The 21,912-nt window shown below is 64.6% G+C and carries 19 protein-coding genes; 9 read left to right on the plus strand and 10 right to left on the minus strand.

Going from position 1 to position 21,912, the window contains the following annotated elements:
* Nucleotides 1-195 precede the first annotated feature (195 nt).
* Complete coding sequence (ldtR, locus tag AC0L20_RS15810; protein WP_007603420.1) at nucleotides 196-714, minus strand: transcriptional regulator LdtR; 519 nt, start codon at nucleotides 712-714, stop codon at nucleotides 196-198.
* 406 nt (nucleotides 715-1,120) lie between these two features.
* Nucleotides 1,121-1,618: a DUF6163 family protein gene (locus AC0L20_RS15815; protein WP_007603419.1), complete on the minus strand. Its 498-nt coding sequence runs from the start codon at nucleotides 1,616-1,618 to the stop codon at nucleotides 1,121-1,123.
* A gap of 122 nt (nucleotides 1,619-1,740) precedes the next feature.
* On the opposite strand from AC0L20_RS15815, the gene hemB reads away from it, so the two are divergent.
* The 4 genes from hemB to AC0L20_RS15835 all read left to right on the plus strand — a co-directional run bounded on the left by hemB (nucleotide 1,741) and on the right by AC0L20_RS15835 (nucleotide 4,952).
* Nucleotides 1,741-2,802, plus strand: a complete 1,062-nt coding sequence (hemB, locus tag AC0L20_RS15820) for a porphobilinogen synthase (RefSeq protein WP_473289490.1) — start codon at nucleotides 1,741-1,743, stop codon at nucleotides 2,800-2,802.
* A 343-nt stretch (nucleotides 2,803-3,145) separates the two neighbouring features.
* The gene (locus tag AC0L20_RS15825) at nucleotides 3,146-3,685 is read left to right on the plus strand and encodes an RDD family protein (RefSeq protein ID WP_473289493.1); all 540 of its coding nucleotides are present in this window, start codon (nucleotides 3,146-3,148) and stop codon (nucleotides 3,683-3,685) included.
* A gap of 149 nt (nucleotides 3,686-3,834) precedes the next feature.
* The gene (locus AC0L20_RS15830; RefSeq protein WP_007603416.1) at nucleotides 3,835-4,611 is read left to right on the plus strand and encodes an arginyltransferase; all 777 of its coding nucleotides are present in this window, start codon (nucleotides 3,835-3,837) and stop codon (nucleotides 4,609-4,611) included.
* Nucleotides 4,612-4,682: 71 nt separating this feature from the next.
* Entirely contained in the window at nucleotides 4,683-4,952 is a 270-nt protein-coding gene (locus tag AC0L20_RS15835; RefSeq protein ID WP_473289495.1) for a hypothetical protein, read from the plus strand.
* Between the two features lie 78 nt (nucleotides 4,953-5,030).
* Here AC0L20_RS15835 and AC0L20_RS15840 read toward each other — a convergent pair whose 3' ends face one another.
* The gene (locus AC0L20_RS15840; RefSeq protein WP_473289497.1) at nucleotides 5,031-6,383 is read right to left on the minus strand and encodes an Nramp family divalent metal transporter; all 1,353 of its coding nucleotides are present in this window, start codon (nucleotides 6,381-6,383) and stop codon (nucleotides 5,031-5,033) included.
* Nucleotides 6,384-6,549: 166 nt separating this feature from the next.
* Between AC0L20_RS15840 and AC0L20_RS15845 the strand changes: the two genes are divergently transcribed.
* Complete coding sequence (locus AC0L20_RS15845; RefSeq protein ID WP_473289499.1) at nucleotides 6,550-7,794, plus strand: MFS transporter; 1,245 nt, start codon at nucleotides 6,550-6,552, stop codon at nucleotides 7,792-7,794.
* Nucleotides 7,795-7,946: 152 nt separating this feature from the next.
* Here the strand turns inward: AC0L20_RS15845 and AC0L20_RS15850 are convergent, their stop codons facing one another.
* Entirely contained in the window at nucleotides 7,947-9,206 is a 1,260-nt protein-coding gene (locus AC0L20_RS15850; protein ID WP_473289501.1) for an adenylate/guanylate cyclase domain-containing protein, read from the minus strand.
* Between the two features lie 163 nt (nucleotides 9,207-9,369).
* Between AC0L20_RS15850 and AC0L20_RS15855 the strand changes: the two genes are divergently transcribed.
* Complete coding sequence (locus tag AC0L20_RS15855; RefSeq protein WP_473289503.1) at nucleotides 9,370-10,527, plus strand: MFS transporter; 1,158 nt, start codon at nucleotides 9,370-9,372, stop codon at nucleotides 10,525-10,527.
* 31 nt (nucleotides 10,528-10,558) lie between these two features.
* Nucleotides 10,559-10,750, plus strand: coding sequence for a hypothetical protein (locus tag AC0L20_RS15860; RefSeq protein ID WP_027518339.1), 192 nt, complete (start codon nucleotides 10,559-10,561; stop codon nucleotides 10,748-10,750).
* Here AC0L20_RS15860 and AC0L20_RS15865 read toward each other — a convergent pair.
* The 3 genes from AC0L20_RS15865 to dmeF all read right to left on the minus strand — a co-directional run bounded on the left by AC0L20_RS15865 (nucleotide 10,747) and on the right by dmeF (nucleotide 13,568).
* Nucleotides 10,747-11,625 (minus strand): DMT family transporter, encoded by an 879-nt coding sequence (locus AC0L20_RS15865; RefSeq protein WP_473289505.1) that lies wholly within the window; start codon nucleotides 11,623-11,625, stop codon nucleotides 10,747-10,749. The genes AC0L20_RS15860 and AC0L20_RS15865 overlap by 4 nt on opposite strands.
* A gap of 83 nt (nucleotides 11,626-11,708) precedes the next feature.
* Nucleotides 11,709-12,539, minus strand: a complete 831-nt coding sequence (locus AC0L20_RS15870; RefSeq protein WP_473289507.1) for an N-acyl homoserine lactonase family protein — start codon at nucleotides 12,537-12,539, stop codon at nucleotides 11,709-11,711.
* Between the two features lie 78 nt (nucleotides 12,540-12,617).
* Nucleotides 12,618-13,568 carry a CDF family Co(II)/Ni(II) efflux transporter DmeF gene (gene dmeF / locus AC0L20_RS15875; protein ID WP_473289509.1) on the minus strand — a complete coding sequence of 317 codons (951 nt, stop codon included), beginning with the start codon at nucleotides 13,566-13,568 and terminating at the stop codon, nucleotides 12,618-12,620.
* Nucleotides 13,569-13,763: 195 nt separating this feature from the next.
* On the opposite strand from dmeF, the gene AC0L20_RS15880 reads away from it, so the two are divergent.
* Entirely contained in the window at nucleotides 13,764-14,582 is an 819-nt protein-coding gene (locus tag AC0L20_RS15880; protein WP_473289511.1) for a chromate resistance protein ChrB domain-containing protein, read from the plus strand.
* Nucleotides 14,582-15,967 carry a chromate efflux transporter gene (gene chrA / locus AC0L20_RS15885; protein ID WP_473289513.1) on the plus strand — a complete coding sequence of 462 codons (1,386 nt, stop codon included), beginning with the start codon at nucleotides 14,582-14,584 and terminating at the stop codon, nucleotides 15,965-15,967. The genes AC0L20_RS15880 and chrA overlap by 1 nt, the downstream gene beginning before the upstream one ends.
* 68 nt (nucleotides 15,968-16,035) lie before the next feature.
* Here chrA and AC0L20_RS15890 read toward each other — a convergent pair whose 3' ends face one another.
* The 3 genes from AC0L20_RS15890 to AC0L20_RS15900 form a co-directional block, all read right to left on the minus strand.
* Nucleotides 16,036-19,125 carry an efflux RND transporter permease subunit gene (locus tag AC0L20_RS15890; RefSeq protein ID WP_473289516.1) on the minus strand — a complete coding sequence of 1,030 codons (3,090 nt, stop codon included), beginning with the start codon at nucleotides 19,123-19,125 and terminating at the stop codon, nucleotides 16,036-16,038.
* The gene (locus AC0L20_RS15895; protein WP_473289518.1) at nucleotides 19,122-20,237 is read right to left on the minus strand and encodes an efflux RND transporter periplasmic adaptor subunit; all 1,116 of its coding nucleotides are present in this window, start codon (nucleotides 20,235-20,237) and stop codon (nucleotides 19,122-19,124) included. Before AC0L20_RS15895 ends, AC0L20_RS15890 begins: the two co-directional genes overlap by 4 nt.
* 61 nt (nucleotides 20,238-20,298) lie before the next feature.
* On the minus strand, nucleotides 20,299-21,378 hold the full coding sequence (locus tag AC0L20_RS15900) for a calcium:cation antiporter (RefSeq protein WP_473289520.1): 1,080 nt from the start codon (nucleotides 21,376-21,378) through the stop codon (nucleotides 20,299-20,301).
* Nucleotides 21,379-21,912 lie beyond the last annotated feature (534 nt).

Raw genomic sequence — 21,912 nt, forward strand, 5'->3', positions numbered from 1 at the left:
CTCCGATCGAAGGGGATAAGCACCGAACCGGGAACTCGTTCCCTCCGGTTGGGGATTTTTTTCGCAACCGCGAAATGGAAGAAACGCACCGGTCCGGACACAGCCGGGCCGGCGCGCTTGGGGAAGCTCAGGCAAGTTCGGGAGGCTTGCCGGTCTTGTTGCGGGCCGGCTTGGCCTTGTCCCGTCGAAAAGAACTCAGAGACGATACAGGATCTGGTCGGTCCAGAACCGCTCGAGGCGGTGCAGCGACTTGTTCAGAGTCGAGAACTCCTCGCCCGAGATGCCACCGACCTGCTCGACCGTCTTGACGTGCTTCTGGTAGAGCGAGTCGACGATGCGGCGGACTTCCTGGCCCTGCGGCGTCAGGCGGATGCGCACCGAGCGGCGATCGACGCGCGAGCGCTGATGGTCGAGGAAGCCGAGCTCGACGAGCTTCTTCAGATTGTAGGAGACGTTGGAGCCGAGGTAATAGCCGCGCGTGCGCAGTTCGCCCGCGGTCAGCTCCTTGTCGCCGATGTTGTAGAGCAGCAGCGCCTGCACCGAATTGATGTCCGCACGGCCGCGGCGATCAAACTCGTCCTTGATCACGTCGAGCAGCCGGCGATGCAGCCGCTCCACCAGAGTCAAGGCTTCCAGATAGAGCGTCTGCACCGAACCCTGCTGGCCGGAGACGCGCTCTGCGGTATCTGCCGCAGTGGCGACGGCTTTCATCATGACACTTCCCCTGTTGTCGTTTTTATCGACACTCATTCGACGAAACTTGTGTCCCGTCTGATAGGTGCAACTTAAGGGGCTCGTTTGAAGATCGGCTTAAATAAGAGAATAAAGAGATCATGAATTTAAGACAGTGAATTGCGGATTAAGCCTGTGCCAGAAGCACTTTTCGCAACTCTCTGTTGACTCTCGCAAGGTCCTGTTCACCCTCCGTCCGCCGCGATTGTCGCATTCCAGAACAGCCCCGCCCCGTTTCGAAACGGCCGCGTAACAGCTGTGGCGGAACACGCTGGTTAGCGAAAACTTACGTCGAATTTTACGCAACCAACCGTCAACCAAGCGCGACAATCTGGTGTCCCGGACCAGCACAGCGAAGCCGGGTGCAGAGCCGGGGCACGAGAGTTTGCTATGGCGGCCGTTCGCGTGCGGCCATCCAGGCGAGTGCAAGATAGGCCGCCAGCATGAAGGCTTCGACCCCGACCACGACCAGGCTGCCGCCGTAGATGCCCGGGAACATCAGCTCGATTACCGCCATCGACACCACGGTCGTCAGCCACACCACCGCGCCCCAGGGCGTCGCCAGCCACAGCCCGACCGCGGCAACGAGTTCGATCACGGCGAAGTAGATGGTGGAGGCCTGCCAGGCCATCGACTGGTTCTCGAAAGCCTCGTCCTCGCCGCCGACGAAGCCCGTCACCTGCGCCCAATGATAGAGGCCCTTGAGGATCGAGAGCAGCGCCATCACCCGCAGGAACAGCACGAGCCGGCGCGTCCAGACATTGTCGTCGGACTCAGCCCGCTCCGACGAGATCGCCGCCACCGACATTGCGCTGTCTCTGGCATTGTCTCGGACGGCATCCCTGGCGCTGTCGCGGGCCGCATCGCGGGTGGAGATCTCGGACATGCCCCCTTCTGGCTGCTTTGCCCCGCAAAATCAATCGGCTGCCATCTTTTGCGGCAGGTCAACCCGCGGTGACGGGAACCATGCGAGCTGGTATAAGAATAATTCCAGCCGGAGGAAGAGTGATGGCGATCAAATACGGGCGTCCGATCGAATTGCGCGAGGTCTCGCGCCGGGACGGCACTGGGGCCTCCCCTGCCCTCGATCTGACCGTCCGCCCGCGCCGCAACCGCAAGGCCGAATGGGCCCGGCGCATGGTGCGCGAGAACGTGCTCACCACCGACGATCTGATCTGGCCGCTGTTCCTGATCGACGGCAACAACAAGCGCGAGCAGATTGCCTCAATGCCGGGCGTCGAGCGCCTCAGCGTCGACCAGGCCGTGCGCGACGCCGAGCGCGCGATGAAGCTCACCATCCCCTGCCTCGCGCTGTTTCCCTACACCGACCCGTCCCTGCGCGACGAGGAGGGCTCGGAAGCCACCAACCCGAACAATCTGGTCTGCCAGGCGGTGCGCGCGATCAAGAAGGAGTTTCCGGAGATCGGCATTCTCTGTGACGTCGCGCTCGATCCCTTCACCAGCCACGGCCATGACGGCTTGATCTCCGACGGCAAGATCCTGAACGACGAGACGGTCGCCGTGCTGGTGCGTCAGGCGCTGGTGCAAGCCGAAGCCGGCTGCGACATCATCGCGCCGTCCGACATGATGGACGGCCGCGTCGCCGCGATCCGCGAGGGCCTGGATCGCACCGGGCTGCTTGACGTGCAGATCATGGCCTATGCCGCAAAATACGCCTCCGCCTTCTACGGTCCGTTCCGCGACGCCATCGGCTCGGCCAAGACGCTCACCGGCGACAAGCGCACCTACCAGATGGACAGCGCCAACACCGACGAGGCGTTGCGCGAGGTCGAGCTCGACATTGCCGAGGGCGCCGACATGGTGATGGTCAAGCCCGGCATGCCCTATCTCGACGTCGTCCGCCGCGTGAAGGACACGTTCGCAATGCCGACCTTCGCCTACCAGGTCTCCGGCGAATACGCGATGATCGCGGCCGCTGCCAACAACGGCTGGCTCGACGGCGACCGCGCCATGATGGAGAGCCTGCTCGCCTTCAAGCGCGCCGGCGCCGACGGTGTGCTGAGCTACTTTGCACCGAAGGTGGCGGAGAAGCTGCGCGCGCAGGGGTAGCCCCAATGTCGTCCCGGCGCAGGCCGGGCACATCTGTCTCTCTATCGTCGTCCTGGCGAAAGCCAGGACCCATACCGCGTGATCTAGCGAGAGCACGCGGTATCGATACCGGCGAACGTACCAACTTCCAGTCTTCGCCAAACTGCTTTGCGTGGTTATGGGTCCCGGCCTTCGCCGGGACGACTATTGGTGTGGCGCCGCGCCCTTTCCTCCCACCTCCGCCGCCCCCGAATCGCCGGAATATTTCGGCTTGTTAATCTCGGCACCCTTGGCACGCGGACGGCCTGTTCCCATGTCCCTCCACGGGAGTCCTGCCACGGGAGTTTCCCTCGGGAGAACGGTCATGTCGTATTCGGACTCGGGCAATACCTGGCGCAATGACGGTGGGGCGCAGCCGCATGCCTACGATCCCTATCTGCACCCGGAACTGTTCCGCGGCGTTGCGACGCGGCGGGTGTTCGCCTTCCTGATCGACATGGTCGTGATCTCGGTACCGGTGATCCTCGGCTATCTCTTCATCGCGGTGTTCGGCGTGGTCACCCTCGGCATCGGCTGGGCGCTGTTCTGGCTGGCCTGGCCGGCCTCCGTGATCTGGGCCATCGTCTATTACGGCGCCTGCATCGGCGGTCCGTCGTCCGCGACCATCGGCATGCGCGTGATGGATCTGGAGCTGCGCACCTGGTACGGCGCGCCCGGCTATTTCGTGCTGGGCGCCACCCACGCGGTGCTGTTCTGGGTGACTGTTTCGTTCCTGTCGCCTTTCGTCGTCCTGGTCGGCCTGTTCAACGGCCGCAGGCGCTTGCTGCAGGATTTCGTGCTGGGAACGGTCGTGATCAACAATTCCGTTCGTGCGCCGGTGCCTCAAGGCGCCAGGACCTACTGATCAGCGATCTTTCGATCAAGGACCCGCTGATCAAGAACCTATCAACCTGGACCCGCTATGCTGTCCGATCTGACCTGCCGAGTAGACCGATTGACCAGGAGCTTTCGTAGCGCGATGCTGACGCACATTTTGGAGGCCCACGACGTCCCTTGACCCAGCACTCGCGCGACACCCCACAATTTTACCTCACGGCGCCCTCCCCCTGCCCCTATCTGCCGGGCCGGCACGAGCGCAAGGTGTTTACGCACCTCGTAGGTGAGCGCGCCGGTGACCTCAACGACCTCCTGACCCATGGCGGCTTCCGTCGCAGCCAATCGATCGCCTACCGTCCCGCCTGTGACCAGTGTCGCGCCTGCGTCTCGGTCCGGGTGATCGCCAACGAGTTCCGCCCCTCCCGCAACTTCCGCAAGGTGATCGCGCGCAACGCCGACATCATCGGCGAGCAGCGCAGCGCGGTGCCGACCTCCGAGCAATATTCGGTGTTCCGCGCCTATCTCGATTCCCGTCACCGCCATGGCGGCATGGCGGACATGACCGTGCTCGACTATGCCATGATGGTCGAGGACAGCCATGTCGAGACCCGCATCATCGAGTACCGCAAGCGCGGTCCCGACAGCGGCATCACCGGCCGCGGCGAGGAGCTGATCGCGGTCGCGCTGACCGACGTGCTCAGCGACGGCCTGTCGATGGTCTATTCGTTCTTCGAGCCCGGCGAGGTGAGCCGCTCGATGGGCACCTTCATGATCCTCGACCACATCGCCCGCGCTCGCCGGCAAGGACTACCTTACGTCTATCTCGGCTATTGGATCGAAGGCTCGAAGAAGATGGACTACAAGGCCCGCTTCCTGCCGCAGCAGCGCCTCGCACCCTCAGGCTGGCTGCGCATCGACGCGCAAGGCGACGCGGCGTCCGAGCCGCAGGATTGATCGGCATAGCCGTTCGCCCGCGGGCGACCAATATGCAAGGGCCGTAAGCAGGAGTGACTACGGAGGTATCCTTGTCGCAGACTTACGATCTGATCGCCCGGGCCATTATCGAACGACTTCAGGTGCACTGCTCGTATCAGGGTCACCCGCGCGCCATTTGTCCCGCGTTGCTGGGCCATACGAACGGCGAGGAATACACACTTGCCTTCCAATTCTCTGGCGGCTCCAGCAAAGGACTTCCTCGCGCAGGCGACTGGAAGTGCCTAAAGATCGCCGAGATGAGGAAGGTCGAGCTTCGTTCAGGCAAGTGGCACGCCGGCTCGAGTCATCGCGAAAGTTAGCAATGCGTGAAAGAGGTCGACCACGACGTCAATCCGCTCAGCCCATACAAGCCGAAACGCCGCCACGGCCCTGATTGATCACCCGAACAGCGTATCCGCGAGCAGCTTCAGGTTCAAAACCACGATGATGCCGGCGACGATCCACGCGATCGCGGCGACCCACGTTGGAATCGCGAACTTGCCCATCTTGCGGCGGTCGGACACGAAGCGGACCAGCGGGATCACGGCGAAAGGCAGCTGCATCGACAGCACGACCTGGCTGAACACCAGCAAATCCGCCGTGCCGCGTTCGCCGTAGATCGCGGTGACGATAATGACGGGGATGATGGCGATGCCGCGGGTCAGCAGCCGGCGCGCCCAGCTCGGCAGGCGCAGGTCGAGAAAACCCTCCATCACGATCTGGCCGGCGAGCGTCGCGGTCACGGTCGAGTTGAGGCCCGAGGCAAGCAGCGCTACCGCAAACAGCGTCGAGGCGATGCCGAGGCCGAGCAGTGGAGACAGCAGCTCGAAGGCCTGGCCGATCTCGGCGACGTCGGAATGACCGCTCTTGTGAAAGGTTGCGGCAGCCACGACCAGGATCGCGGCATTGATGAACAGCGCCAGCATCAGGGCGACGGTCGAATCCGTCGTCGCCCATTTGATCGCCTCGCGCCGGCCGGTGTCGTTGCGCTCATAAGCGCGTGTCTGCACGATCGAGGAGTGCAGATAGAGATTATGCGGCATCACGGTCGCACCGATGATGCCGATCGCGATGTAGAGCATCTCGGGGTTAGTGAAGATCTCGGTCTTCGGCACAAATCCCCTCAGCATCTCGGCCACCGGTGGTGCTGCCGCGGCAAGCTGGACGGTGAAGCAGACTGCGATCACAACGAGCAGCGCGATGACGAAGGCCTCGAGGAAACGGAAGCCACGGTTCATCAGGATGAGCAGCAAAAAGGCATCCAGTGCGGCGATCAGCGCGCCGCCGATCAGGGGGATGCCGAACAAGAGTTTGAGCGCAATCGCCGTGCCGATGACCTCGGCGAGATCGCAGGCGATGATCGCCGCCTCGCAGGCAAGCCAGAGCAGAAAGTTCACGGCCGGCGAATAGGTCGCGCGGCAGGCCTGCGCGAGGTCGCGATCGGTGACGATGCCGAGCCGTGCCGCCAGCGATTGCAGCAGGATCGCCATCAAATTCGAGAGCAGGATGACGGAGAGCAGCGTGTAGCCGAACTTGGAGCCGCCGGCGAGGTCGGTCGCCCAGTTGCCGGGGTCCATGTAGCCGACCGAGACCAGATAGCCCGGGCCGACAAAGGCGAGCAGGCGCCGCCACCACACCCCCGCGATGGGGAGGGCGACCGAGGCATTCACCTCGGCCAGGCTCTTGGTGGCAGGCGCATCATTGCGCCAGCCGGCGGCGTCTCGGGTCAGATCGGGAGAGCGAGCATCCATGGGTCGAGAATACCGAAGTCGAGCCTTATTGCAACTCATTTGCAACTGCATCTAGCCGGGTGCGTTCCGGTGGCGGTCGCTATGTGCCGCCCTGTCGGGAAGCGGGTGGGTTTGGCCGTGTCGGAGGGGGATAGTGGCGCCAACCCGACTTTGCAGGAAATGAGCCATGTCAATTCCCCCGCGCCTCCCCGAGACATTCAACCGCCTCGCCTGGTCGAACCTGGCGGCACAGTCGGCCGAACAGATCGCGCTGGCCGCGGCCCCCATCGTCGCGGTGCTGACGCTCGGCGTCGCCGAGGGCCAGACCGGCCTGCTCCAGACCGCGCTGACCCTGCCCTTCGTCCTCTTCGCCATCCCGGCCGGTTTGCTGGCCGACCGCATCTCCCGCCGGTCTCTGATGGCGGGCGCCGAGGCGCTGCGGGCCGCGGCCCTTGCAGCGATCGTGCTGCTGCTCGCACTCGGCGCGCTCAACCTGCCGCTGCTGGCGCTGCTCGGCTTTGCCGCCGTGTGCGGCACCGTCGTCTACAGCGTGGCCGCGCCGGCACTGGTGCCCTCGCTGGTGAGTTCGGACCTGTTACCGGCGGCCAATGCGCGGATCGAGCTCGCACGCACCGTCGCCTTCGCCAGCGGCCCTGCGCTCGGCGGCGTGCTGGTCGGGTGGTGGGGCGCGAGCCCGGCCTTCGGCTTTGCGGCCGCGCTATCGGCGATCGCCGTCGTGCTGCTCTCCGGCATCTACGAGCCCGACCGCACGCTGGCGCCACGGCGGCATCCGTTCCAGGACATCCGCGAGGGCGCGGCCTTCGTGTTTCACCATCCGCTGCTGGGGCCGGTGTTCATCACCCAGTTCATCTTCAACACCGGATGGTTCCTGCAGATCGCGGTGTTCGTGCCTTATGCCGTACGTCACCTCGGCCTGACCGCCGCCGGCATCGGCATCGTGCTGACGATGTACGGCATCGGCATGGTGATCGGCGCGCTGTTCGCCACGCGCGTGATGAAGCGCATCGCGTTCGGCACGGTCGTCGGCCTTGGCCCCGTCACCGGCTTCGTCGCCGCAATGGTGATGGCCCTGACGGTGCTGGTCCCCTCGCCCTGGCTTGCGGCCTTGAGCTTCTTCCTGCTCGGCGTCGGACCGATCCTGTGGGTGATCTCGACCACGACGCTGCGCCAGTCGGTGACGCCGCCTCGCCTGCTCGGCCGCGTCTCCGCCATCAACATCATGAGCTACGGCGCCCGCCCGGTCGGCTCGGCGCTGGGTGCGATCGTCGGCGGCCTCTGGAGCGCGGAAGCCTGCCTGTATCTCGCCGCCGCCGTGTTCGGCGTGCAGGCGCTGGTCATTTGGCTCTCGCCCGCGGTGGCGTTGGACCGGCAGCCGGACATGGTGGGCGATGAGGCGGTGGCGCGGTGTTAGGCAATTTCTCCGGCGTCGTCCTGGCGAAAGCCAGGACCCATTACCCCAGGGAGCAGTTTGGCAAAAATCGCCAACTACGAGTCTTCGCAAAACTAGCGTCGGTGGTTATGGGTCCTGGCTTTCGCCAGGACGACATTGGGGGTGCAGCTAGCCTAGCCCGCCAGATACCGCTCGTAGCTGCCCGTCACCGGCTCGCTCGCGTCCACCTCCGGATCGAGCGTGTAGAGATCCTGCGCGCGGCCGATGCCGCGCAACGCGTAGCGGCCGGTGGAGACGAGATAGCGCCGGCCGGCGGCGTCGAGGCCCTTGTAGAACTCCGCCGAGGCCAGCAGCTCGCGATCGACCGAACGGCTCATCGAGGCGATGCGACTGACCTCATTCACGGTCGGACCGACCACGGTGAAATCGAGCCGGTCCTCGCTGCCGATATTGCCGTAGAAGACCTCGCCGACATGCAGGCCGATATAGGCGGACGTGGTGGGACGGCCCTCGGCGCCCCGCCGCAGGTTCAGCGCAGCGACGTTCTTGCGGAACAAATGCTCGGCGCGCAGGGCCGCGCGCCGGGCATGCGCCATGTCCTCGCCGGTGAACATCGCGAGCACGCCGTCGCCGATCAGCTTCAAGACGTCGCCGCCGGCGTCGTGGATCGCATCGATCACGGCCTGCGCATAGTCGTTGAGGAACGGGATGATCTCGTCGGGGCCGATGCTCTCGCTGATGCCGGTCGAACCGCGCAGATCCGAATACCACAGCACGGCGTTGATGCGCTCGGTGACGCCGCGCGAGATACGTCCGCTCAAGACCTGCTCTGAGGCATCGCGTCCGAGATAGACGCGGCCGAGCGTGCGCGCGATGTCGACCTGCTGCGCCGACTTGATCGCGAGCCCCAGCACCGGCACGAGATCGCGCAGCGCCGTGAGCTCGGCGTCGGTAAAGCCAACCTCGCGTCGCGTTGTCCACGAGGAGTAGAGGCAGTCCATCTGCCCGAGCGCTCCGGTCTCCCCGAAGCGGTGCACGAAGGCCAGGAAATGGCGGTGACCGGTTTCGGCGAGCTCGCCGATCTGCGAAAAATCGAGCGAGGGCGCGTCGGCGAGGTCGATCACCATCTCGTCGTGACCATGCTCGAGCAAATGATAGAACACCGACCGGCGCCAATTGTTGGCCGCGTCGCCCTCGGCCGTCGAGCCGTATTCGACGACGTCGCTCTCGTTGGTCGGTGTATCGCTCCAACGGAAGGCGCGCCCCTCGTAGATCGGGTGCAGCGTGTCGATGACGACAAGCCCACGCGAGAGTTCCAGCCCCTCGGCGCGGCAGCGCTCGCAGAAGCCGCGCAGCAGTTCGGGTTCGGGCAGGCCGGTGAGCCCCTGGCCGGCCAACCAGTTCATCAGCGCAAGGCGCGAGGTCAATTGCATGCGCCATTATGCCGTGCATTCGTGACGAGCGAAAGGCGGCGCGCCGAGCTTGCGTCAAGGCTCCCACCCGCGGCAGGTCGCATATGTCGCGGACGCTGTTGACGCGCTCCCGCCTCGAGCGGCAAATGCGAACGATGACACCGCCGATCAGAAATACGGGGATATGAGCCAGCGCCAGCTTCCGATCATCCTGGCGCTCGGTACCACGCAGACCCTGGCCTGGGCCTCCAGCTACTATCTGCCGGCGCTGCTCGCCGATCCCATGGCGCGCGATCTCGGCATCTCCTCCAACTGGGTCTTTGGCGCGTTCTCGGCCTCGCTGGTGATCTCAGCGCTGCTCGGCCCGCGCATCGGGCGACAGATCGATCTGGTCGGCGGCCGGCAGGTCCTCTCGGTGTCGAACCTGACGATCGCCGCCGGCCTCATTCTGCTCGGCCTCTCGCAATCGGTGGCGGTGATGGCGATGGCTTGGCTCGTGCTCGGCATCGGCATGGCGATGGGGCTTTACGATGCCGCCTTCGCCGCGCTCGGCCGCATCTACGGCACCGAGGCGCGCAGGCCGATCACCGGCATCACGCTGATGGCGGGCTTTGCATCGACCGTCGGCTGGCCGCTCACCGCCTGGGGCCTCGCCCATATCGGCTGGCGCGAGACGTGCTTTGCCTGGGCGGCCGCCAATATCCTGATCGGCCTGCCCCTGAATTTCTTCGTGCTGCCGACGATCAAGGGCGCCAGGCAGGCCGCAGCGACAGCGGCGAAGCCGCATCTGCCGCTCGACCGCACCATGGTGCTGCTCGCCTTCATCTTTGCGGCGGTCTGGACCGTCACCGGCGCGATGGCCGCGCATTTCCCGCGCATCCTGGAGACCACAGGCGCGACGCCGGTCGAGGCGATCGCGGCCGGTGCGCTGATCGGCCCCGCGCAAGTGGCCGCGCGGGTTCTGGAAGCGGGCTTCCTCAGCCGCTTTCATCCGCTGTGGTCGACGCGGCTCGCCTGCCTCACCCACCCGATCGGCGCGGTGGTCGTGGCGATCTTCGGCGGCGCCGCGGCCAGTGCGTTTGCGCTGTTCCACGGCTCCGGCAACGGCATCCTGACCATCGCGCGCGGCACGCTGCCGCTGTCGATCTTCGGCCCCAAGGATTTCGGCTATCGGCTCGGCATCATTGGCGCGCCGGCACGGATGGCGCAGGCCGTCGCGCCGCTGGCCTTCGGCCTCCTCATCGACGTCATGGGCGCCAAGGTGCTGATCGTCTCCTCCGCGCTCAGCCTCTCGGCCCTGGCCGCGCTGTTCATGATCCGCGCGCAACCGCGGCCGGATTGACCGGGCGGGAGCTTTCGCGCACAAGCGCAGCATGACCGAAGACACGCGCCCGCCCCGCACATTCAAAGGCCTCCTGCGCTGGGCGACCACGCCGCCGCAGGCCTGGGGTGTCTATCTCCTCGCCATCATCCTGGTCTGGCTGATCTCCTTCTACGCCGGCTCGCTGAAGCCGAGGAAGACGCCGGACGCGAGCCCGCCCGCCGTGACTGCACCGCGCAGCTAGGCCGGCTTCGTTTCGCCGGTCGCGATCCAGATGCCGGCGAACACGGCGACCAGCCCGATCAGGAGATTTGGCGTGATCGGCTCGCCGATCAGCAGCGCGGCGAGCAAGGTGGCTGCAATCGGGTTGACCGTCATCGTATTGGCGACGCGCGTCGGCGTCGCGCGCGCCAGCGCCATGACCCAGAGGATGAAGGCGAGCGCACCGCCGCCGATGCCCAGATAAATTCCGGCAATCCACTGCGCCGTCGTGAAGTGCCCGAGCGCTGCGAAACTGCCTTTCACCAGACCCGCCAGCACCAGAACGGCGGCGCCCGCGCCCATGCCGACCGTGAGAAAGCCGACTGGGCTGGAGCGCTGCATCAGCGGACGCGACAGGACGTTGTAGAACGCCATGCAGAACACGGCACCGGTCATGATCAGCTCGCCGCGCCAAGCCCCGGGCGGGCTTTGCGCCAGACCCGCGGCCAGCGCCGCCGCCACGCCGAACACCGCGATCCCGACACCGATGATCTTGCGCGCCGTCAGCCGCTCGACGCCGAGAATCGCGCCGACCACCATGGTGTGGAGCGGCAGCGTCGCCAGCGCGAGACTGGCGCGCGCGGCGGTCGTGTAGGAGACCGCGATGTTGTAGAGGATGAAGAACAGGCCGAAAAAACAGATGCCGAGCAGCGCCACGGCCGGCCAGTCGGACCGCTGCGGCCAGCGCACGCCGAGCAGAACCGCGCACGGCAGCAGGCAGAGAAAGCCGATCCCCCAGCGCAGGATCGCGAGCAGGATCGGATCGGCGCCGCCGACCAGATAGCGGGTGATCGCCGCGGCTGTGCCGCCAAGGCTGCTCGACGCCAGCGCGATCGCAACCCCGGCCCACTCACCCACAATCGTCTCCCGTTGCGGAGCTTGGCGAGGGCGCTAGCAGGCCCCTGCTGCCACCGTAGTGGCAACAGGGGCCTCGCGGGAAGCTAATCGTAAAACTCGGGCGACATCTTCTGGCTGTCGCGCTGGGACTTGTCGTGGTTGATCCAGAGCTGTGCCTTCTCCTTGCCGAGCGTGTCGGCGATCTTCTGCATCGAGGCCGCGCTCTGGTCCTTGTTGGCGTTCATGCTGGGCACACGGCGGTTGTCCCAATTGTCTTTGAAGTGCACCGCATCGCCCGACAGCACGACGGCGCCGGTCTTCGGCAGCTTCACCAGCAGCGATTGGTGTCCCGGTGTATGGCCGGGCGTCGACAGGATGGTCACGCTGCCGTCGCCGAACACGTCCTTGTCGCCCGCAAGCAGCTCGACCGGATGCGACGGCTTGAATCGCGGCTCGTTGTTGGCGCCGGGCCAGTCATACTCGGCCTTCTGCACGTAGAGCGTGGCTTGCGGGAACAGCTCGACATTGCCGGTGTGGTCGGGATGGGTGTGCGAGACGGCCATCATCTTGACGTCATCCGGCTTGAGGCCGAGCTGTTCGAGCTGGGCGGCAAGCGTCTTGGGCCGGCGCCAGGTCACCGCCTTGGGATCGGCGGGCGTAAGTCCATTGGGCATCGCGGCGACTGCGTCGGTGATGCCGGTATCCCACAGGAACCAGCCCTTGGCGTGCTTGACGAGATAGCAGCTGTCGACGAAGTCCATCGTCTTGCCCTCGTTGAGGCCGGGCGTCCAGCGCGAGATGTCGCCGGCGGTGCCCTCCCCGCAATTGAGCACGTAGAGCTTTTCGACACCGGTCTTTTCCGATTGCGCGAGCGCCGCATGGCCGGACAGAGCGAGCGCGGCGACGGCGAGAGCGAGCGTGATCTTTGGCGTCATTCGTTCCTCCCTTGCAGCCATTGTCGGCTGTGACCGAGGATCAACCCCGGTCCGTTCGCAGAATTCCCGCAGACCGCTTCAATGCGGGCAGGTCTCGACCTCGACGGTGACGTGGCTCAGCCCCTTCAGCCCGGCGAGCCGCTTCTTGTAGACCGCCGGCTTCTTCGGCTGGTCCGACACCACCGAGACCAGCACGGCGCAATGGCCAGGGCCGACCTGCCACAGATGCAGATCGGTGACGCGGTCGTCACCGATCTCCATGCGCGCCCGGATCACGCGCTCCAGCTTCTCATCGGCGCGTACGTCGAGCAGCACCGCGCCTGATGTCCTGATCAGACCGAACGCCCAGCTTGCGATCACGGCACTGCCGATCAGGCCGACCGCCGGATCGGCCCAGGCCCATCCCGAATACATGGCGATCACGAGCGCGGCGATCGCCAGCACCGAGGTCGCCGCGTCCGCCATGACGTGGACATAGGCCGCGCGGAGATTGTTGTCGTGATGATGGCGGTGATGATCATGGTCATGATCATCGTGATCATCATGCGCATGGCCGTGATGGTGATGACCATGGTTATCGCGGAGCAGCCAGGCACTGGCGAGATTGACGCACAGGCCGAGGGCAGCGACCACGATCGCCTCGCCATAGACGATCGGCACCGGATTGATCAGCCGCAGCACGCTCTCATAGGCGATCTCGACCGCGATCAGGCCGAGGATGATCGCGCTGGCGAAGGCGGCGAGGTCGCCAAATTTGCCGGTGCCGAAGCTGAAATGCGAGCTCCCCAGGTGCCGCCGCGCAAAGCGATAGGCGAACGCGGCAATCCCCAGCGCCGCCGCATGCGTGCCCATGTGCCAGCCGTCGGCGAGCAGCGCCATCGAGCCGAACAGCGAGCCGGCGATGATCTCGCCGACCATCATGACCAGCGTCAGGATGACGACGAGCCAGGTGCGCCGCTCGTTCTCGTCGTGCTTCTCGCCCAGAAAGGCGTGGTCATGGGTCCATTGTTCGATGGAATGGGAATGCATCGCAAAGTCTCCGAAAGGCCCGGGCCGTTGCCCCCTAATATAGACCTGCGAGTCTTCTGGGCAAAATCGCCGGAATGAGCCGATTGACAGGTAGGTGCCGTTTCGGTGTAATGAAGGCCATGGGGATTTGAGCGATCTCCCCACGAGGCGACATGCCCAAGTATCGCGTCCCGTTGTTTTTCACGAGGGCGCATCATGTCTTCCTACACCACGATATCATCTGACAAACTGGCACGGTTGATCGGCACGGCGAACGCCCCTGCCCTGATCGACGTGCGCACCGACGAGGATTTTGCCGCCGACCGGCGGTTGATCCCGGGTTCGATCAAGCTCAGCCACGACAATGTTCCCGACTGGGGCGCCAACTTCGCGGGCCGTTCCGCGATCGTCTCGTGCCTGCGCGGCGAAAAGCTCGCACAGGGCACGGCGGCCTGGCTCAGGCAGCTCGGCGTGCAAGCCGAGACGCTGGAGGGCGGTTTCGAGGGCTGGAAGGCGGCAAAACTGCCGCTGCTCGACACCCGCAAGCTGCCGCCGCGCGACGCCAAGGGACGCACCGTCTGGGTGACGCGGGCGCGGCCCAAGGTCGACCGCATCGCCTGCCCCTGGCTGATCCGCCGCTTCGTCGATCCAAACGCGGTGTTCCTATTCGTGGCTCCGTCCGAAGTGGTTGCCGTCGGCGAACGCTTCAAGGCAGCCCCGTTCGATATCGAGAACGTGTTCTGGAGCCACCGTGGCGAGCTCTGCACCTTCGATGTGATGATCGAGGAGTTCGGGATTGCAGCGCCGGCGCTGCTCCGGCTCGCAACGCTGGTGCGCGGCGCCGACACCGGGCGGCCCGACCTTGCGCCGGAGGCGCCCGGCCTGCTCGCAGCTTCGCTCGGGCTGTCGCGGATGTATGATGACGACCTCGAACAGCTCGAGGCCGGCATGCTGCTCTACGACGCCTTCTATCGCTGGTGCCGTGACGCCACCTCCGAGACCCACAATTGGCCGACCAACAAGGCGAAGGCTTGATGGATACTCGTACGATCGAAACAGGAGCTGATGCCGGTCACGGCGTCAGCTTCAGTGAAGCCTTTCGCGTCTGGCTCCGTGTCGCCTGCCTGAGTTTCGGCGGGCCCGCGGGCCAGATCGCGGTCATGCATCGCATCCTGGTCGAGGAGAAGAACTGGATCTCGGAAGCCCGTTTCCTCCACGCGCTCAATTACTGCATGCTGCTGCCGGGCCCGGAAGCACAGCAGCTTGCGACCTATGTCGGCTGGCTGATGCATCGCACCGCCGGCGGGCTGATGGCTGGCGGGCTGTTCATCCTGCCCGGCATCATCGCCATCATGGGACTGAGCTACGTCTACGCCGCCTACGGCAATGTCAGCTTCGTCGAGGCTCTGTTCCTCGGCTTGAAGGCCGCCGTGCTCGCCATCGTCGTCGAGGCGGTGGTGCGCGTCGGCAAGCGCGCGCTGAAGAACCGCATCATGATCGCGCTTGCCGCGATAGCCTTCGTCGCGATCTTCTTCTTCGCGATCCCCTTCCCGGTCATCATCATCGCCGCCGGAATCATCGGATATATCGGTGCCAAACAGGGCCATCCGGAATTCGCGCCGGCCGGTCACGGCCCTGCCGGCAGCAGCGCCGTGATCGACAGCATGCTCGGCGACGCCGTGCCCGAGCATGTACGCCCCAACACCGCGCGCACGATTCGCGTCGGCGCGTTGTGGCTGGCGCTCTGGCTGGTGCCGGTGATCGCGCTGTTGCTCGCTATTGGACAAGACAATGTCTTCAGCCACATCGCGCTGTTCTTCTCGAAAATGGCGCTGGTCACCTTCGGCGGCGCCTATGCGGTGCTGGCCTATGTCGCCCAGCAAGCAGTCGAACATTATCATTGGCTCAAGCCGCACGAGATGCTCGACGGTCTCGGCATGGCCGAGACCACACCGGGCCCCTTGATCATGGTGCTCCAGTTCGTGGGCTTCATGGCCGCCTACCGCGACGCCAGCGGTCTGTCACCGATGCTCGCGGCGACGCTCGGCGGGCTGCTCGCGACCTGGGTCACCTTCACGCCCTGCTTCCTCTGGATTTTCGTCGGCGCCCCCTACGTCGAACGGCTGCGCGGCAACAAGGGCCTCGGTGGCGCGCTCAGTGCGATCACGGCTGCCGTCGTCGGCGTGATCCTCAACCTCTCGATCTGGTTCGCGCTGCACACCCTGTTCCGCGAGACCGTGCCGGTGCACAGCTTCCCGTTTGCCTTCGACATGCCGGTGCTGACGAGCGTCGATGTGCCGGCGCTCGTGCTGTCGGTCGCGGCCGCGACCGCGATCTTTCGCTTCAAGCTGGGGATGCTGACGGTGCTGGCGGGCAGCTGCGCGGCGGGCTTGGCGCTGCGGCTGGCGGGGCTGATTTAGCCTCCAAGCATCGGCTTAAAGGCTGCCTCCATGAGGTCGCAAAATGGGCCAAGCCGAGTTCGGCTGCGTCAACCGGAACGTGAGCTAGGACCGGCAATGAATTTGAAAAAGGCTTTCTTGCCTCCGGGAGAAGGAATCCCAAAAAGTACGAAATATCCAGCCGGAACGAAGAACAGGGTCAGGAGCGAGGCGACAGCAAGCCCGGACATCATGAGCACCGCCATGGGTTGCCACAACGCGCCGCCGGAGACGGCCATGGGTGCGAGCCCAAGGACGGTGGTGGCCGACGTCAGGAGGATCGGACGAAGACGCTTTCCCGACGCAGCTACGATGGCTTCCCGCAGCGGAAGCGTCTCTCGCTCGATATCGATCTGATCGATCAGAACGATGGCGTTGTTGATGATGATGCCCGACAGGCTGATGATGCCGAGGGTGCCGAAGAACGAGAGCGGTTGTCCGGCCGCCAGCAGGCCGAACGGAATCCCAATCAGGATGAGCGGTATGCTCATGAACGTCAGAAGCGTGCGCCGGAAGGAGTTGAACTGCAGGATGATCGCCAGCACCATCACTGCAAGTGCGATCGGAAAGCCCGCAGCGAGCTTCTGGTTCGTCTCCGCGCTTTTCTGGATCTCGCCGCCGACGGTCACGTGATATCCCCCCGTCATGTCCATCTCGTTGAGCCTGGGCTGAATCGTTTCCAATAGCTGCCCGGCCGTCAGGGAGGTGCTGCGGGCGGTCACGGTGATCGTCCGTTCCTGGTTCTTGCGGCGGATCCGCGCGAAGTCGAACCCCGGCTTCAGCCTCGCGACCTGCGCCAGCGAGATGAGGCCGCCGCTCTTTGCGAAGGTGGCGCTGGTGAGGCCTTCCAAGCTCTGCGAGGTGTACGCGCCGGCGCGCAGCACGATCGGGATCGAGTTATCGCCTTCCCGGTAGATCGACACCGCGGTGCCGGTGAAATACGTGTTCAGGAGCCGAGTGACTTCCTCAGAGGTGACTCCAAGCTGGCGCGCACGGTCCTGGTCGATCTCGACGACCACCTTGACGATCTTGTTGCCCCAGTCGTCATCGTTCTCACGGACGTTCGGCGCCGCCTGCAATAGGGATCGAACCCGTTCGCTGAAGGCGAGCAGCCGATCACCGTCCGGGCCCGATATCTCCAGCTCCACGACGCCCGATTCGACGGCTCCCATCGCCAGCCGCTTGATCTTGAAGCTTGCTTCCGGGTGATTGGCATAAAGATATTTCCAGGCACGATCGGCCGCACGCACCGCAGCCTGGTAGTCCGTCGTGTTGACAAGGAAGAACGCGGACGCCGGATCTGGCGGGACTGGGGTCAGAGTGAGATAGAATCTCGGCCCGCCGTCACCCACGTACAGGATTTCGCTGGAGATCTCCGGATTGGCCCTTCTGTCCCCGAGCCACCGTTCGATCTCGCGCGCGCGATCTTCCGTTTGCGAGATGTCGGTCCCGTCAGGCATATTCATGTAGATCAGGAATTGGCTACGTTCGCTGAGCGGAAACATCTCCTTCGGGATGCGCGGGAATTGAGTAAGCGCAATTACGACGAGCGCAATGCAACCGGCCAGGACGATAGGAGAGAAGCGCAAGGCCGAGCCGAGCGCGGAGGCATAGAGCCGCTGCAGGCGAGACGGCGCCGCATCCTCCTCAGCAGATCCAGCCCCCCGGCCGATCAGCCACACGGTCAGGGCGGGAAGAATGTACATCGCCGTGATCCAGGAGCCGCCAAGCGTGAGCGCCACCACGGCCGCCAGCGAAAACGCATACTCGCCAGACGCGCCCGATAGCAGCATGAGCGGCAAGAACGCTGCGATGGTGGTGATCGAGGAGATCAGGAGCGGCAGCGCATACTGCTCTCCGGAGGCTAGGCCGGCCTCCTCGGAAGGCACTCCGCGGCCGATCCGGCTGACGATGTCCTCGACGATGACGACGCCATTGTCGACCAGGAGACCGAGCGCGATGATGATCGCCGCGATCGAGACCTGCTCCAGCGCGATCCCCAGCGCCCGCATGCCGATCAACGAAAACATCACGGCGAAGGGAACGATCATCGCCGCGATAGTGCCCGCCCGCAGGCCCAGAAAAACGATCACCAGCACTGCCACGACGACGAAAGTCTGGGCCACACTCGAGAGGGCGGAATTGACGGAGGCGCTGACCTGATCGGCCTGGTAGGTCGCGAAAGAGACGGCGTAGCCGATCGGAAGGCGCTCCTCATAGTCGCCTGCGGCCGCACGGAGCTTGACTCCAAGCTGCGTGACGTCCTGGTCCGGCTGCATAATGACGCTGAGGACCACGGCGGGACGACCATTGAAATAGATCGGCTTGACCTTCGGGGAGACGTAGTCTCGGCGGACCGTGACGATATCGGCAAGCCTAACCAGGCTGTCGGTGGTCCCGACCCGCGTGAGCATGGTCTCGATCGCCCGCACGTTTGGAAAATCGCCGGAGGTCTCGAGCAGAAGGCGCGTGCCGTCGGCGTTGATGTTGCCGGACGGCAGCACGACATTCTGTCCCTGGAGATCCTTGATCAACGCGTTGACCTGAACGCCGATGGCGGCCATCTTCCGGGTATCGAGTTCGAGCCATACCCGCTCGTCCTGCACGCCGTGAAGCTCCACTTTTGAGATGCCACCGATCTGATAGAGCTTCTTCCGAAAGTCCTCGGCCGCGTCCTTCAGTTCGCGGGGGGAAAAGCCTTCCCCTGTGATGGCGATGGTCGCGATTGCGACATCGCCGAAGTCGCTGTTGACGAACGGTCCGACCACCCCATCGGGCAGCTCGATCTTGGCGTCGGCCATCTTGTCGCGCAGTCGCTGCCAGGTGGCGTTGACGTTCGCGATTTCGTCCTTCAGGTCGACATAGATGGTCAGGGATCCTTCGCCGGCAAGCGTTCGGATGTCCTTGACCTCAGCGAGCTCGCGTACTTTTCGCTCGACGGGAACGGCGACCAGATTCTCCATTCGCTCGGGCGCCATGCCCGGAAAAAGGGCCGACACAACCGCCGTCCGGATGACGATGACCGGGTCTTCGCGTTTAGGGAAGTTCGGATAGAGCCCGATGCCGGCAATCAGCAGACCGATCATGGCCATGATCGTGAATCGGGACCCCGCCAGCCCGAACCGGGTGAGAAGATTCACGGTCCCGCCTCCTCGAACGGAAGCAGCTTCACCTTTTGTCCGTCCGAGAGGTAGGACACCCCTGCCGAGGCGAGGACGTCCCCAGGCTTGACGCCCTCCACCACGACGAGACGATTGTCCCGGATTCCGCCAACGGTGACGGTGCTCTTCTTCACCGTCGAACTTGCCTCGTCGTAGCGAAACACCGTACCGGTGTTCTGCAGGATCTTTCCGCCTTCGGGCACCAGCACGGTGAGCGGAACGAGAAACCCGCTGCGGCCCACGACCAACGGTTCTTCGATCGCGACCTCGACCGACATACCGGCGTTCAGACCAGGGGCATCGTTGTCCAGCCTGACCACAACCGGGAACGCCGATACCTGCTCGGCTTTGGACCCGAGCTCCCTGATCTCGCCCTTGAGCGGAAGATCGGGCTTATCGGCGACCTTGATGGCCACCTTCTGCCCGACCTTCAGGCTCTGGAAGGTCGCGGCCGGCACCAGAAAGGACATTTCGAAGCTGTCGTCGCTGTAGAGGGTAGCGACCGGCTGCCCCGCAGCGACCTGCGCGAAGGATTTGACCTCCACGCGAGCGATGGTCCCGGCGAAGGGAGCCAGCAGCTTGCTGCGATCAAGGTTTTGATCGGCCAATTCGAGCTGGCGGCGCGCCTGGTCGAGCTGGGCTCTCGAGCTGAGCAAGGTGGCGTTAGACTGCTCGAAAGCCGCCTGGGTCGCGACGCCGCGCTTGAGGAGTTCTTCCTTGCGCTGGAAATCGGACTGGGCGTTGTCGAGCTGCGCCTGCGCCTGCTGCACGCCCGCGCTGGCCTGGTCCACCTGGCTCTGCAGCGATCTCGGATCGATTTCGGCAAGAACGTCGCCGAGTTGCACCTTCTGGCCGACGGTGAGGCCGACGGCCTTCAGCTGGCCCCCGATCTCGAAGGAGAGGCTGCTGACGTCGGCCGGCTGCAGAACGCTCGGGAAGCGCCGAACGCGGCTTTCCGCCGTCGCGGCCACCTTGTAGGCGCGCAGACCGCGGACCGGCTGTTCGCTCGCCTCCTTCTTCTTTTCCCCGCAGCCCTGCAAGCCGACGACAAGGAGCGTCAAGATGCCAAATCGCGTAAGATGTCGGATCATCGAGCGCTCCTCGAATCCTATTGAATTTGATCCTTCGGCCTGGCGGCGTCGTTCCGCGAGCTCACGGCACTACCGCGAAAAACAGAAACGCGGCGAAGATGACCAGATGCACGACGCCCTGCAGCACCGTGGTCCGCCCGGTGCCGAGTGTGATGACACTCAACAGCAGCGTGAGCATGAGCAGCCCCAAATCCTTTATGTCCAACCCGAGTTCGAGCCGATATCCCATGACGATCGAGACAGCCGCGACGGCGGGAATGGTCAGGCCGATGGTCGCGAGCGCCGAGCCGAGGGCGAGGTTGAGACTGGTCTGAAGCCGGTCGCTTTGGGCCGCCTTGACGGCCGCCACTGCCTCCGGAAGAAGAACGAGTGCGGCGATGATCGTGCCGACGACTGCCTTAGGGACCTGGAGATAATCGATGGCGCGCTCCACGCTGGGGGTAAGGACTTTCGCAAGCCCCACGACGGCCACAAGGGAGACGACGAGGAGAGCGGCGCTCAGGCTGGTCGTTCCGTTGGCCGGAGGAGGCGAATGCTCGTCGGCCGCGGCACCTTTCGCGGCCAGGAAATAGTCACGGTGTCTGACCGTCTGAACGAAGACGAACGCGAGGTACAGAATCAAGGACGCAAGCGCGGCAAAGATGAGCTGCGAGGTGTTGTACAGCGGACCGAGCTCTTGGGCTGCAAGGTTCGGAAGCACCATCGTGAGGCTGGTGAGAGCCACCAGCACGGCGAGAGCGGCACTGGCGCCTTGCGCCTGGAAGCCCTGTTCATGGTGGCGCACGCCGCCCCACAGCAGACAAGCACCTACGATGCCGTTACAGACGATCATGACTGCCGCGAAAACCGTGTCGCGGGCCAGCCCGGCCTTCTCGGCAGGCGCGCCGATCATCACCGAGACGATGAGCGCCGTCTCGATCACCGTCACGGCCAACGCCAGGATCAGCGTGCCGAACGGCTCGCCGACGCGGTGAGCGACCACCTCGGCGTGATACACGGCGGCGAAGACCGTGCCGAACAGAGCCGCTCCGGCGGCGGCGTCGATGACCCCGCCTTTGCCGAGAACGAAACTGATCAACAGGACGCCCCACGCCAGCCCTGGCCAAATCCACGTCCACCGAGCTGTCCCTGCTACAGCCATGGCGACTCTCCCTGAACGTGTCCCCGCTAGGTGTGGGACTCTTCAGTTGCATCATACTCACGAAATGGCATGGCCAAAAGACATCGCATCACAATTTCGGAACAATGTTGCTTCTGGCGGATAGCTCCAGACGCCTCCCTGGAGCGCGGTGCGCCAAAGGGCGAAACACTGCGTGAAAGTGTGCCGCCTTGGCCGGTCAAGTGCACCCGGCAAAAATATTCCACTTTACCGAAATTCGGATTTGACGTACAAGCGACACACCCTGGCCCGAGACAAGGGGCGGATCGCGATCGTCACGAACCGCGGGCTGGGTAGCGATGGACGCGACGGCGTCGGGCGCGATTGCATTGCAGGGCGGCTTCGGCTGTGAGCAATGGCATTCGTGCCTACGACACGGCGCCGACAACGTCTTCGCATGGCTTCGGGTGCGAGCACACGCCAGCTCCCGAAGCGACATGCGAGGACGTGCGCGGACGAACAAGTCGTGTGGTCCTGACGCCCGGGGTCTGTGCGTCAAGTCCTGCGGTGATGTGG

This window comes from Bradyrhizobium sp. Kon58 (assembly GCF_055807455.1).